This is a genomic window from Anaplasmataceae bacterium AB001_6, from assembly GCA_020002265.1.
Taxonomy (GTDB): domain Bacteria; phylum Pseudomonadota; class Alphaproteobacteria; order Rickettsiales; family Anaplasmataceae; genus AB001-6.
Genome location: CP048228.1, coordinates 741,912 through 755,941, shown reverse-complemented (window position 1 = coordinate 755,941; position 14,030 = coordinate 741,912). Strand labels below are relative to the sequence as shown.

Genomic DNA, 14,030 nt, shown 5'->3' with positions numbered 1-14,030 from the left:
TTCTTTAGATATTGCTATATGTCAGTAGATGTTTTTGAAGGTATTATAAACGTTGCAGTTATTGCACACGTAGATCACGGTAAAACAACTTTAATAGATGAAATGTTAAAATTTGCTTTACCTGATGATAAATTAAAAAAATTATCTGTTAGAGCCATGGATAGTGATCCTTTAGAAATGGAAAGAGGGATAACTATCTACGCTAAGTGTACCAGCATCCCTTATATGAATTATAAAATCAATATTATTGATACTCCTGGTCACGCCGATTTTGGAGCAGAAGTTGAGCGCATAATGTCTATGGCTAGTTCTGTTGTTTTATTGATTGATAGTGCAGAAGGTGTAATGCCTCAAACTAGGTTTGTCTTAACAAAAGCACTGAAAGCAGGTTTAAGACCTATAGTAGTATTAAATAAAATGGACAAAATTGGAGCTCGTCCAGGCGAAGTTTTATCGGAAATTGAAGACCTATTTTTAAGTTTAGAAGTTACAGAAGAGCAATTATTTTTTCCGACTTTATATGCTGTAGGAAGAGATGGATGGTGTGTGCGTGATCTTAACGATGAGAAAAAAGATTTGCAACCATTGTTTGATACTATTGTCGAATATTCCGAAAAGGAGATGTGCGTTGATAACAATAATGAACCATTTAAGATGCTTGTAACGCTTCTTGAGCCTGATAAATTCTTAGGAAGAATGTTAATAGGTAAAATTTCTCAAGGTAAAGCAAGATTAAATTCAGATGTGAAGGTTGTAAATTTGCAAAATCAAGTCATTGAAAATGCAAGATTAACTAAATTATATACTTTTTCTGGTTTGGAGCGAATAGTAGTTGATGAAGTAGTTAAGGGAGATATTGTTGCTATTGCTGGAATGGTTAATGCTTCAGTTGCTGATACTGTCGTGGATGCAACAAGCACTGATTTAACTCCTGTGCCAGCTAATCCAGTAGATCCTCCTACAATGTCAATCACTGTTAGCGTTAATGATTCTCCTTTAGCTGGGCGTGATGGTAATCGTCTTACTGCTAATATGATAAAAGATAGATTATCGCAGGAAGCTGAGAATAATATTGCTATTATTATAGAACCTAAAGAAGATGGTGTATTTGAGGTAAAAGGCCGAGGAGAATTACAATTAAGCATATTGATAGAAAATATGAGACGTGAAGGTTTTGAATTATGCGTATCTCGTCCTGCTGTTGTTTTTCGCTATAGTGATAAAGGAGCAAAATTAGAGCCTATAGAAGAGCTAATATTAGATCTTCCCTCAGAATTTTCTGGAGTTGTTATGGAAAAACTTAATGCTCGGAAAGGTGAAATGCAGAAAATGCAAGAATTTGGTGTAGGTAGAGTACGTATTGAATATTTAATACCTGCTAGATCTTTAATTGGGTATCAAGCAGAATTTATGACAGATACTAGAGGTGAAGGGATTATAACTCATATGTATCATTCATATGCGCCATATAAAGGTGGTATTGTCAATAGGTCTAATGGTACTCTTGTTTCTATGGTAAACGGAAAAGTTGTAGCTTATGCAATAGCTAATCTTCAAGACCGAGGGATTATGCTCGTTAAACCCCAAGATGAAGTCTATGAAGGTATGGTAGTTGGTATTCATAACAGAAGTAATGATCTTGAAGTTAATGTCATAAAGGGTAAACAATTGACTAATATGCGTGCCTCTGGAACTGATGAAACAATTAAATTAGTGCCTCCCAAGGAAATGACTATGGAAGCTATGATATCTTTTATTGATGATGATGAATTAGTTGAAGTTACTCCAAATAATCTTCGCATAAGAAAGAAATATTTAAATGCTAACGATAGAAAAAGAGCTGCAAGAAATAAGAAAGGATAAATAAAGAGTTAAAAATGTTGTTATAGTATATTAACATATATGAGTTAATTGTTTTATTCTGATGCTTTTTGTAGCCTTAGAGCAACATTCTTTTTTCCGATGATATCTACTAATTTTGATAATTCAGGACCTTTTTTCTCACATGTGATTGCCATTCTTAAAGATGTCAAGATTGTTATTTTTTTAATCCCCAAATCCTTGGATATTTTTTCTATCCAATTTTTATAGTTATCATTATCAAATTTTTCTGGTAAATATTTTATTGCAACATTAATTATTTTTGTATTTATTGCCATCTGATCAACGCTGATATCGATACTTTTATATATTATATTGTGCCATTTTTCTATTTCTTCAAAAGAAGATATATTATTTTTTATTGTATTCCAAAATAATTCGTCAAATTGAATATGACTTACTTTTTCTCTAGCGTATTCTAGGTTGCAAGATTTTATAAATGCAAGATTTAAAGATTCTATTGTTTTTATATCAATGGTTGAATCTGCTTTAGAAAAATCAGCAATATTAAAATTTTTCATTAATTCTGAGATAGAATTGTATAACTTAATTGGACGGGATGTTCCAACAGTGGATAGATAACTCATCAGCACTATAGGGTCGATTTTTTCTAGTATCTTTCTTATTTCAAAACCTCCTGATCTTTTTGATATTTTGCTATCACTGCCACATATTTTAATTAGCGGAAGGTGCGCAAAAGAGGGGATTGAAGAGTTCAATAATTTCATTATATATATCTGTATTGCAGTATTTGTAATATGGTCATTGCCGCGCACTATATGAGTTATATTATAATCTATATCATCAATTGTAGAGGGGAATAAATAAGTATATTCACCGTTCGATCTCAATATAATTGGGTCACTTAAATTGTTAATATTAACAGATATTCTCCCGTGGCATTCATCAATCCAAGTAATTTCTTGGTTATCTAATTTCAATCTATAGTGAGCTTTTCTTCCAGATTTAATCAAATCATCTTTTTCTGCTTGAGTTAATTTCAAAGATTGGCGGTCATATATTGGAGGCATTTTTCTTGCCAACATAGATTTTCTTTTTAATTCTAATTCTTCAGGAGTTTCAAAGCATTCGTATATTAAATTTTGATCTATTAATTCTTTTAAGATTAAATCATATTGTTGTTTTCTATCTTTTTGTCTAAATATAATATCCCATTGGATGCCGGTTATTTTTAGATCATTTTGTATTGCTTTCACAAATTCTTCAGTAGATCTTGTGGTATCTGTATCATCTATACGTAGTATAAATTTACCATTTTCACTTTTAGTTCTTAAAAAATTTATTAGCGCAATTCTAAAGTTTCCTATGTGTAAAAAACCTGTTGGACTTGGAGCAAATCTACTTATTATATTTTTCATGCTTAAATTAGATGGGATTAAAAAGCTTGTTAAATACCCAATAGAATAATGTTAATTTTATTTGACACATCCTATATAGAGCTTAATGATAAAGCATTTTATAAGTATTTCATATTATCAATTCAGCTAAATAATATAAAAATTATGGCTGAGTGTGATGATCATTATCTGTCATTAATTTAGAGTTCTTATTTTTTGTAAAATATCATAAATTCCCTCAGCCATTTCATCTGTTATTGTATGTATGAATATACTATTTTCTTTTATGAATACAGTACATGTTCCAGGTGTGAATGTAACAGAATTAGTAAAAGCGGTCTTTTCTTGTTCTGTTAAAGTAGACAATTTTGTTATTGGTAACTCAATAATTTTACCTTCGATATTTATCTTTTTAGACCACGCTAATTTCAGAAAAAAAAATGAAGAAATAATATTTTGCCATATCAACCAAGGTATGTAGTTTATTTGATTTTTTTTATATGCTAGCATAGCATTTAATTTTTTAGCTAATAATTGATGTTGTTTTAACAATTTTAATTTTGTAGCTATAGTACACGTTATAGCCACTGATATAACACCTAAAAACAGATATATATCCATTTTTATTCCTGATATTATCAGCCATACCATCCAAGAGAATAAGATCGTTTTCAGCATATATTATTTATCAAATATTGATATTTTAAATTTATATGTTGATTATTATAATTTTGTCAATCTGTAAAGATCGTAATTTACAATATACAGCAAATTTTTTTATTTTAAAAATAAGTTAAATTCTACTAATTATAGAATTATTTTTTACTATTATCCTAAAAATAAGAATTAGACTTTCAGATTTATTATCAGTTGTTTGACTTTTTTTATAACTATGAGACAATATCCCCATTAGTCTAGCGTTGGGATATTTTGTCTTGTCTATTTTTGATAAAGTAAGAGTTTCAGGTAAATTTGTTTTACCCATAATTGAAGGCGGTAAGGGTATTGCAATAAGTGATGGATTTACTTGTGGTGCTTTTGCTGCAGCTGGTGCAGTTGGTACATTTTCTGGTGTCAATGCTAAAAAGATTGATGATAATGGAGATTATATTCCCTTAGTTTATAAAGGGAAAAATAGAATAGAAAGACATCATGAATTGATTGAATATTCTATAGATTCTGCTGTTGTTCATGCTAGAATAGCTAAAAGTATATCTAAAGGCCATGGAGCTATTCATATGAATATGCTTTGGGAACAAGGGGGTATGCAGAAACAGTTGATTGCTATATTGGAGAAAGCAAAAGGCTATATTAATGGTGTCACTGCTGGAGCAGGAATGCCTTTTAAATTGGCAGAAATTGCAAATCATTTTGGAGTTTACTATTATCCTATAGTTTCCTCTATGAGAGCTTTTAAAATTCTGTGGATACGTTCTTATAGTAAATTAAGTAAATTTCTTGGAGGGGTTGTGTATGAAGACCCTTGGGTTGCCGCTGGTCATAATGGAATAAGTAATAGTGAAGACCCTAATAAACCTGAAAATCCTAAAGTTAGAGCATTAGAAATACGAAAATTTATGAACAGCGTAGGTTTGCATGATGTTCCTATAATAATTGCTGGGGGAGTTTGGTATTTGCGAGAATGGCTTGATGTCAAAGAAGATCTAAAACCAATTGTTTTTCAGGTTGGAACTAGGCCGCTTTTGACAAAGGAAAGCCCAATATCTGATGAGTGGAAAAAAAAACTCTTAACTATTAAAAAAGGGGATGTTGCACTGCATAAATTTAGTCCAACGGGTTTTTATTCTTCTGCTGTTAAGAATAAATTTTTGGATAATTTATATGAGAGAGCCGACAGGCAAATTCCTTATAGTTCTACTAAAAGAGAAGATTTTGACTCAGAGTTCATATATAGCTCTAGAGGTCGTTCTATTTTCATCAAACATGAACATTGGAACGATGCTAAAAAGTGGCAAGCCGAGGGGTATGGTATGATTATGAAAACTCCTAATAATACGGTGATCTTTGTTAAGAATGATGAGTATGAAAATATTTTGAAGGATCAACGTGATTGCATGGGATGCTTGAGTCACTGTAAATTTAGTAATTGGAAAGATAGTGGTGATTATACTACAGGAGAAAAACCTGATCCTAGAAGTTTTTGTATACAGAAAACATTACAAGATATTGCTGATGGCAAAGATGTTGAAAATCAATTGATGTTTTCTGGACATAGTGCATATAGATTTGCTGATGATAACCTATATGATGATGGAAATATTCCTACTATAAAAGAATTAGTTGATACAATGATGCAAGGTAATTGATCTTTGCTTAGTAATTTATTAGATTTAAATTTTTGACATATCTGCGATGTATTCTTTTCAAGAAGTTGTCGGTCGTTTAAATAAGTACTGGTCTGATAACGGCTGTAGTATTTTGAATCCTTATAGTTCAGAACTTGGAGCAGCTACAATGCATCCAGCGACTTTTTTTGGAGCTTTGTCTAAAGAAAAGACCAATATATCCTATATACAACCAGTTATAAGACCGTGTGATGGCAGGGGTGGAATCGTTAAAAATCGTTTATATCAGCATCATCAATATCAGGTATTAATGAAGCCTTCTCCTGATGATTTACAAGATTTATATCTAAAGAGTTTAGATGTTATTGGCTTTGATGTTAATAAATATGATATTAGATTTATAGAAGACAATTGGGATAACCCTAGTATTGGTGCTTGGGGTTTAGGATGGGAAGTATGGTGTGATGGAATGGAGATTACTCAATTTACATATATGCAACAAATAGGAGGCGTAGATTGTTTTCTTGTATCTGGTGAATTGGCGTATGGATTAGAAAGAATATTAATGAATTTGCAGAATGTAGATAGTGTTTTTGATATTATCTTTGATTCCCAAGGTACTAAATATGGAGATATTTTTTCTGATTATGAGAAGCAATTTTCTGAAATCAGCATGAATTATTATCCTGCAGATATGTTATATAATTTATTTAATACTTATAAAAATTCTGCTGTTGATCTTATAGATAAAAAGAAACCATTAGTGGCTTATGATTTTTGTATAAAAATTAGCCATATATTAAATTTATTAGATGCACGCTCTTTGATATCTGTCACCGAGAGAGCTGAGTATATTTTACTTATAAGAAATCTTGTTAAGGAATGTGCCTTATTATATTTAGAGTAGGTTGATTTTATGGTGTCCAATTTTTTATTTGAATGCTTAAGCGAAGAAATACCATTTGATATGCAATGCTATGCTTTAGATTTTATAGGTCGTTATTTAGATTCTAATTTAGAAAATATAGGGATTAAATGTAGTGCTAATTTTTATGTTGCAAATAGAAGATTAGCTATTTTATTCTGTGATATAGATGTTAAAAATTTTGACTCTGTAGTTACTATCAATGGTCCAAATTGTAGCGCTGATGATTCTGTTATAAAGAAGTTTTTGCAAAAATTTACTTTAAAGTATGGTAGAAAATTTTCCAAGAAAGATTTAGAAAAATCTCTTGAGAAAGGTAAGGAACGTTATGTTTTACAATTTTCTCACGATATTTCTACTATTAAAATTTTATTCGTAGATTTTATTGACTGCATGCTCAAAAATATTAATTGGAAAAAATCTATGCGTTGGGGAAAGGAAGATTATGTTTGGGTGAGACCTATCCGTAATATAGTGGCTCTGTTTGATAAAGATGTAGTACCTTTTGATTTTCATGGTGTAGAATCTTCTAATTATACTTTTGCTCACAGATTTATAGAAAAGAATAAAAAAGTATTTTTAGATGATGCTAAAAATTATCTAAAAATTATGAGAAAAAATAATGTTATTGTTGATCATGTTGAAAGAAAAAAATTAATGCTTGATGCTATCCAAGAATTTTTATCTAAAAATAGCGATTTATCAATATATGATGCTACAGGTGATATAGTTGATCAAATATCTTCTATATTAGAAAAGCCATTCTTAAAATTGGGTAATATAAAAGGAGAACATCGTACTTTGCCAAAAGAACTGATGTTCAATATTATGATACAAGAGCAAAAATTTATTCCATTGATCGGAAAAAATGGTGATATTGCTTCACAATTTTTATTTTTCTCTAATATAGAATCTGATAATGTGATTGCTGGCAATGAGAAAGTTTTGGAAGCGAGAATGTCAGATGCATTATTTTTTGTTGAATGTGATAAAAAACATGATGCGAATTACTATGTTGATTCTTTAAAAAATGTCTTATTTCACGAGGGTTTAGGAAGTTTTTATGATAAAATAACACGTGTTCAAGCACTTGCGAAATATATATCAGTTTGGGTTTCACATGCTTCTATAGTCAATATAGAAAGAGCATCTAAATTATATAAATTTGACATTATGTCAATGGTAGGAAAAGAGTATCCTGAATTACAGGGTATTATAGGGTCTTATTATGCAGAATTTAATGGCGAAAATGAAGAAGTAGTATCTGCAATACGCGAATGCATGTATCCAATTAAGCATCATTCTCCGGTAACAAAGAATTTTGTAGCTATAACACTTGCGATATCAGATAGAATTGACACCATAGTTGGAATGATGATAATTGGGAAAAAACCAACTAGCAGCAGAGATCCATTAGCTTTGAAAAGATCGGTTAATGCTATTATTCGAACAGTGATTGAAAATGAAATAGACATTCCTCTAGATATTGTTATTAATAAATCTGTTAGCCTATATCCGGGCAGTGTGATTAAAGCAGGTAAAGCAATTACGGATGTAAAAAATACCATTCGTTTTAATAATTATCGTAATATAATCATTCAAGAATCCAAGGATTTTTTTGAGAATAGAATAGTAAATTTTTTGGATTTTCACCCACTTTTTATTCAGTCTCTTTCCGGCATTTTACTTAATCCTTATAGGATTTTCTCTGCATTGGATGTTATGAACAATTTCTTTAAATGTCAAAAAGGAGTCTGTATTGTAGCAACCTATAAAAGAGTAGTTAATATATTTGAGGATATAGCTGGTAATGGTAATTTTTCTATCAAACTTCAGAAGAAATTCTTTGTAGAAAAAAGAGATCAACACATTGATTCCATTGTTACTAAAAGCTTACAAAGTATTAAAAAACTGCTGAAAGCGGATAAATTAGAGGAATCTTTTGACGTTTTATTTAGTATGTCTGATGATATAAAAGATTTTTTAGATAATGTGGTTATTAATTCTGAAATTAAAGAAGTTCGTAAAAATAGATTATCTTTTTTATATAAAGTGATCAATACATATAATCTTGTTGCAAATTTTGATTTGTTAAAAAATATATATGTTGAATCAGACATTAAGGTAATAGAGTAGTTTTTTAAAGAACAAGCAGTATTAAGATAGCTAATGTAACCTTGTATACAGATATTCCTATTATATGATTATACAAAAATTCCATTAAGGTCTTTGCTAAAGAGACTGTTATTAATACTACTATTAATATAGCTAAAAGCGTTTGAAAGTTTAATAAATCAGTGAAAACTTCTGGATTGTTTGTCGTTATGGATTTGTACATGAAAGCTGAGATCATTGTTGGAATAGCTGATATCAGTGAAAATTTAATTGCTGTTTTATCATTTATTTTTAGTATTTTGCATGCAATAAGATTGCTACCTAAGCGTGAAAATCCAGTAAATATTGAAAATAACTGAAATAATCCAATTATCAGAGAATCTACTAAATTAATTTGCTTAATAGAATGCTTCACAGATTTTATATTAAGGTTATACACTAATATCAAAATTATTGCTCCTATAATCATGTTGATGGATGTGAATTTTGTGATTATTGCGATGTTTATATCAAAAAATGATACCGTTAGCATCAATAAAACAGAAGGAAGTATGATGAGTGACATTTTTACTAATAGAATAATTCTTAAGGGAAATATATCTTTTTTAAAATATATACATAAACCACAAGCAGATCCAAGATGTAAAAAAACTGCTAATGCTTTTATCACTTCATCTTGTATGTCTAAAAAATTTCCTAATATTAATAAGTGTTCATTTGATGATACAGGAAGCATTTCAGTTATTGCTTGTGCTATTGCAATTAAAATTATTTCCATTTTGTGCTTGATTTATTGAATAAGAACAATTTTAAGATAATCTATAACTATCTTCTATTTCTTTTTTTTATTCAAGTATAACTATGATTAATATTATTGGGATAGATCCAGGGCTATTAAATATGGGATGGTCTGTGATTCATGATTATGGGAATCGTTCTGGATGTAAATTTATTCATGCTGGAACTATTACTACAAATTCTTCTGAGAGTTTAGAAGAGCGTTTATTTATTATGCATGATGCAATTGGTTGTGTTATAAAAGATTTTGCACCTACAGATGCTGCAATAGAATTTTCTTATGTTAATAATAATAAGCATACTTCTTTAAAATTGGCGCACGCTGTTGGTAGCATTTTATTATCGCTAAGAATTCATGAGATTAATGTTTTTTATTATACACCTACGCAAGTGAAGAAGATTGTAGCAGGCAACGGTAATGCAATGAAAGAACAAGTTGCTCAAATGTTGAATCCTTTTGTATCAAATCTGAATTGTAAAAATTTGCACGAATATGATGCTACAGCAATAGCACTCAGTCGTTTTTTTGAAAGTAAGCAAAATACTATATTGCAAAAATTAAGATAAATTATAATTTTTTTGGAATTAAATCTACTTGTGCATTTTGATTCTTATGATATTCAATTAATTTTTTCTCTAACTCTTCGTTTTCTATAGATAAAATTCTTAATGCTGCAAGTGCTGCATTCTTTGCACCTGCCTCACCAATAGACATAGTCATTACGGGAACACCAAAGGGCATTTGTACTATGGAAAGTAGGCTATCTATACCATTAAGAATGCTACTATTAATAGGTACTCCAATAACAGGTATATGCGTGAGAGATGCTACCATTCCAGGAAGGTGTGCAGCGCCACCAGCACCTGCTATTATAATTTTTACTCCATGGATATCATCAACAGATTTAGCGAAATCAAACATCCTATCAGGCGTTCTATGCGCTGAAATGATGCGCGTTATATACTTAATGCTAAAAGATTCTAGTATCTCTTCAGATTTTGACATAACATTGTAATCTGAGTTACTGCCCATAATAACAGCAACAGATGCTTTATCATTGGAATTATTTTTCATTGTACAATGCAACAATAATAGATAAATCAAATACTGAACACTTACAGTAACAATATCTGATACGTGGACTATTGGAAGAATAAAAAGCTAATTTTATAAGAATTATAAATATTCTACAATCAAATTTTGTCCTTTAATAATATTAATCTATATTATCTTTTTTATCCATGCTATTCACAGGAAATTAATGTCTATGATATAGTAATTGATATTGCAATTTATCTATTTTCGTGTGCTCTTTTTTTTTTATACTGTAGGACGTTTCATACATAGATTTATTTTACTTCAGTTAATTATAGTTTTTAATCTTTTCCTTTGCAGTGAATCGTTATCTAAAAGTGCTGAATTTTTTGAAGACAATCAATTTCTCATTCAAGATATAGAAATTGCTGTATCTAAAAATAATGTTATATTGGCAAAAAAAGAAGCTATTCGGGAAGCAAAAAGACAAGCATTGGAAGTGCTCTTAAAGAAAATTACGAGTAGTGATTATTCTAAGTTATCTTTGGCATTAAATAATATAAGTGATAATAAAATAGATTTATTGATCAATTATTACAATATAAAAGAAGAAAAAATAACGAGCAATTCTTACCGTGCAAAAATGAATTTCCAATTTGACGCTATAGCTGTAGAAAAAACTATAAGTCATCTTTTAAAAGAATATTTACCATCTCGACAGATTCTTCTTATTCCTTTATTGCAAAAAGGAAAGACAATGCAATTTTGGGATAATGATTGGTATAATTCATGGAATAATCTAAAAAAAAGTAATATTATCATTCCTATGGAAGATATGTTTTCTATTAATAATATTAGATGGGATTATAGCAACGATACATTGTTTAATAGATTTTTACTGAAAAGATATTATGGAGCAGATGATATAATCATTGCTAGGGCATTAATTAAAAAGGGTAAACGAGACTCCAATATACATGTTGGCATTGTAACAGATGCTGGGAAAAATTTATATTCACTGGAATATTTTTTTAACAATAAGACACAAAAAATTGACAAGGTGTTTGATAACATTGTGCAGAATATAAACAATAAAATATTTAAGGGAATTAATACAATTGAAATTAAGTATTATCCTAAAAGTAACCATCCTTATAATATTATTATTTTTGATAAAGAGGATAGAGATTATATTTTGAATAAGTTGTCAAAGTATCCTTATACTGTAAGATATATTTCAAGTGATGCTTTAGTTATATCCATTTTATGGGAAGATAAGAAAAAGGATTTTATTAGCTATGTTGAATCTAATAACATTACTATAAATAATGCGCTATCTCCATCAACTTTTATTTTAAAAAGAAGTCATAAATTTTAAAATGTTTTTAAAGAAATTTTTATCTTTTGGAATTTTTACCTTTATATCAAGGATCTTAGGTTTTATAAGAGATCTTCTTTTATCTTATAGTTTTGGAGCTGGGTCGCTTGCTGATGCATTTTTTATTGCTTTTAGAATACCAAATATTTTTAGAGCAATATTTGCAGAAGGGTCTTTCAGTGTTACTTTTGTTCCTATTTACTCTGGAATTAAAAATACTGAGAGTAAAAAACAAGCTATGCAATTTAGCAATAATATATTTACTTCTCTTTTTTTAGTGCTGATTTTGCTATGTATCTTTTTTGAAATCACAATGCCATTCTTTTTGAAGATTTTGGTACCCTTTTTTAAAGGAGATTATGATTTATTGGTCTCTTTATCACGGATTATGTTTCCATACATATTTTTCGTTTCTATTGGTTCTGTATTTGGCGGATTATTACAATCAGAAAAATGTTTTTTTGCTATGGCCATTGCCCCAATAATTTTGAATTTATCAATGATAGTTTTTGGGATAAATATATTTCATGACTATTTATGTATTTCTTTTGATATTTGTAATCACGTTTATGGTTTAGCACTCAGTGTTATAGTGGCTGGTGTCTTACAATTATTTTGGTTCTATATTATAGCCAAACTGTACGGACTAAAAGTAAGCTTTTGTCGACCGGTATTTAATGGAAAAATGAAAAGTTTTTTTAGACGCATTTTACCATCTTTATTCAGTAGTACAATCTATCATATGAATATTGTTGTAGATACTCTTTTTGCTAGTAGTATTGTTGGTGCTGTATCTTATTTCTACTATGCGGATAGGTTATTACAATTACCATTAGCTCTTATAGGGATAGCCTTGGCGAATATAATTTTGCCTTACTTATCAGAAGCAATATCTCAAAAAAATTATCAAAGAGCTTCAGAAATTGTTAATAAAGCGATAGTTATTGCATGTATGTTTTGCTTTCCAGCAGCTATAGCAATGTATTTTTTAGGCGAAACAATTATTAACTGCTTATTTGTATTTGATTATGGGGAATTCAATACGATTGATGCTCGTAATACAGCTACTTTATTAAAAATATTTGTTTTTGCCTTACCATCATTCGTGCTTAATAAAATTTTTCAATCGGCATTTTTTGCTGCTGAAGATACTAAAAATCCGGCAAAATTTTCTTTTATATCATTTACGCTTAATCTTATTCTCAACGGCATATTAATGTATTTTTTGAGCTATAAAGGAATCGCAATTGCGAGTATAATTGCAAATTGGGTAAATTTATTTTTATTGGTCTTTGCTTTAAAGCGTAAAAATATATACAGCATATCTGATACTACATCTGCGTTTTTAAATAAAATATTTTTTGCAAATTGTATTATAGCCATCATTTTACCCTTTATTAACTATTTTATTATGATAGTACAATATTCATTATTTTCTATCAGGATGACATTCTTATCGTTTGCGATATTGGTAGTTATGTTGGTATATTTTGTTTCTCTATATTTAATAGATCGCACTATTTTCGTAGTGTTTAGATAATTTCTTCCAATTTTTTATAAAATTGTTTCCATCACACATTCTTTAATATTACAAATATGGCAGTTAATTTATTGCTTTAAAAAATAACTGATTGATATTTAATTGGAAGAAAATATATGATCTCTAAATCTAAACATAATGTCTCTTATTTTCGTATTGCTTACGAAGATGAATATCCTATAAATCTTGTTCTTATTAAAGATTATCTAGGAATAAGTCATAATATCACGATATATGATTGCATGCTGCAAGAAATATCATGGATAGCATTAGATTATGCCGAGCTATACATTGAAAAATCTTTAATAAAACAAAATAGAATTGCTAATTTTAGAGGGAAAATACCTTCTAGAGTAGATTTAAATTTTGGCCCTGTTAGCGATGTTCAGTCAATTATAGGCTACAAAGATGGCGTAGAAATTAACCTTGTAGTAGGTATAGATTTCTTTTTTGATTGCATAGATCAAAGTGTCAAATTTTTTAATTTATTTGATTTAAATGAAATATCTATCAAATATAGCGCTGGTTATGGTCAATTTGAGAATCAATCTATGCCTAGTTCTATCAAACAAGGATTAATGCAACATATTGAATTTATTTATAACAAGTCTCACGATCAGTCTTTTTTCAATTTTATACGAAATTTTTATAGTTATTTTAAAGATTATAATTTTTATATTTAAATTTGTATTA

The 14,030-nt window shown here is 29.2% G+C and carries 12 protein-coding genes; 8 read left to right on the top strand and 4 right to left on the bottom strand.

The genetic code is table 11. The annotated features are described in order from the left end of the window. Positions 1-18 precede the first annotated feature (18 nt). The gene (typA, locus tag GUI12_03555) at positions 19-1,863 is read left to right on the top strand and encodes a translational GTPase TypA (protein ID UAT43210.1); all 1,845 of its coding nucleotides are present in this window, start codon (positions 19-21) and stop codon (positions 1,861-1,863) included. A 53-nt stretch (positions 1,864-1,916) separates the two neighbouring features. Here the strand turns inward: typA and gltX are convergent, their stop codons facing one another. Together gltX and GUI12_03545 are read right to left on the bottom strand one after the other, a co-directional pair. After that, a complete protein-coding gene (gltX, locus tag GUI12_03550; protein ID UAT43209.1) occupies positions 1,917-3,260 on the bottom strand; it encodes a glutamate--tRNA ligase in 1,344 nt (447 codons plus the stop codon). A 174-nt stretch (positions 3,261-3,434) separates the two neighbouring features. Next, on the bottom strand, positions 3,435-3,917 hold the full coding sequence (locus tag GUI12_03545; GenBank protein ID UAT43208.1) for a Na+/H+ antiporter subunit E: 483 nt from the start codon (positions 3,915-3,917) through the stop codon (positions 3,435-3,437). Between the two features lie 257 nt (positions 3,918-4,174). Here GUI12_03545 and GUI12_03540 point away from each other — a divergent pair, with 257 nt between their 5' ends. From GUI12_03540 to glyS, 3 genes are read left to right on the top strand one after another with little or no spacing between them, the layout of a single operon-like run. Further along, complete coding sequence (locus GUI12_03540; GenBank protein ID UAT43207.1) at positions 4,175-5,566, top strand: nitronate monooxygenase; 1,392 nt, start codon at positions 4,175-4,177, stop codon at positions 5,564-5,566. Between the two features lie 46 nt (positions 5,567-5,612). Further along, a complete protein-coding gene (locus GUI12_03535; GenBank protein ID UAT43206.1) occupies positions 5,613-6,452 on the top strand; it encodes a glycine--tRNA ligase subunit alpha in 840 nt (279 codons plus the stop codon). A gap of 9 nt (positions 6,453-6,461) precedes the next feature. Continuing rightward, a complete protein-coding gene (glyS, locus tag GUI12_03530; protein ID UAT43205.1) occupies positions 6,462-8,606 on the top strand; it encodes a glycine--tRNA ligase subunit beta in 2,145 nt (714 codons plus the stop codon). A gap of 4 nt (positions 8,607-8,610) precedes the next feature. Here the strand turns inward: glyS and GUI12_03525 are convergent, their stop codons facing one another. Next, the gene (locus tag GUI12_03525; protein UAT43204.1) at positions 8,611-9,363 is read right to left on the bottom strand and encodes a hypothetical protein; all 753 of its coding nucleotides are present in this window, start codon (positions 9,361-9,363) and stop codon (positions 8,611-8,613) included. Between the two features lie 83 nt (positions 9,364-9,446). On the opposite strand from GUI12_03525, the gene GUI12_03520 reads away from it, so the two are divergent. Further along, positions 9,447-9,950, top strand: coding sequence for a hypothetical protein (locus GUI12_03520; protein ID UAT43203.1), 504 nt, complete (start codon positions 9,447-9,449; stop codon positions 9,948-9,950). 1 nt (position 9,951) lies between these two features. On the opposite strand, the gene purE is transcribed toward GUI12_03520, so the two are convergent. After that, a complete protein-coding gene (gene purE, locus GUI12_03515; GenBank protein ID UAT43202.1) occupies positions 9,952-10,458 on the bottom strand; it encodes a 5-(carboxyamino)imidazole ribonucleotide mutase in 507 nt (168 codons plus the stop codon). Between the two features lie 232 nt (positions 10,459-10,690). Here purE and GUI12_03510 point away from each other — a divergent pair, with 232 nt between their 5' ends. From GUI12_03510 to GUI12_03500, 3 genes are all read left to right on the top strand, one after another. Beyond that, complete coding sequence (locus GUI12_03510; protein ID UAT43201.1) at positions 10,691-11,797, top strand: hypothetical protein; 1,107 nt, start codon at positions 10,691-10,693, stop codon at positions 11,795-11,797. Between the two features lies 1 nt (position 11,798). Then, complete coding sequence (gene murJ / locus GUI12_03505; protein UAT43200.1) at positions 11,799-13,337, top strand: murein biosynthesis integral membrane protein MurJ; 1,539 nt, start codon at positions 11,799-11,801, stop codon at positions 13,335-13,337. A gap of 116 nt (positions 13,338-13,453) precedes the next feature. Further along, positions 13,454-14,020 carry a hypothetical protein gene (locus GUI12_03500; protein UAT43199.1) on the top strand — a complete coding sequence of 189 codons (567 nt, stop codon included), beginning with the start codon at positions 13,454-13,456 and terminating at the stop codon, positions 14,018-14,020. Positions 14,021-14,030: the final 10 nt, after the last annotated feature.

Coding starts and splice junctions, on each gene's coding strand:
- typA (UAT43210.1), top strand. CDS start 19: ATGTCAGTAGATGTTTTTGAAGGTATTATAAACGTTGCAGTTATTGCA.
- gltX (UAT43209.1), bottom strand. CDS start 3,260: ATGAAAAATATAATAAGTAGATTTGCTCCAAGTCCAACAGGTTTTTTA.
- GUI12_03545 (UAT43208.1), bottom strand. CDS start 3,917: ATGCTGAAAACGATCTTATTCTCTTGGATGGTATGGCTGATAATATCA.
- GUI12_03535 (UAT43206.1), top strand. CDS start 5,613: ATGTATTCTTTTCAAGAAGTTGTCGGTCGTTTAAATAAGTACTGGTCT.
- glyS (UAT43205.1), top strand. CDS start 6,462: ATGGTGTCCAATTTTTTATTTGAATGCTTAAGCGAAGAAATACCATTT.
- GUI12_03525 (UAT43204.1), bottom strand. CDS start 9,363: ATGGAAATAATTTTAATTGCAATAGCACAAGCAATAACTGAAATGCTT.
- GUI12_03520 (UAT43203.1), top strand. CDS start 9,447: ATGATTAATATTATTGGGATAGATCCAGGGCTATTAAATATGGGATGG.
- purE (UAT43202.1), bottom strand. CDS start 10,458: ATGAAAAATAATTCCAATGATAAAGCATCTGTTGCTGTTATTATGGGC.
- murJ (UAT43200.1), top strand. CDS start 11,799: ATGTTTTTAAAGAAATTTTTATCTTTTGGAATTTTTACCTTTATATCA.
- GUI12_03500 (UAT43199.1), top strand. CDS start 13,454: ATGATCTCTAAATCTAAACATAATGTCTCTTATTTTCGTATTGCTTAC.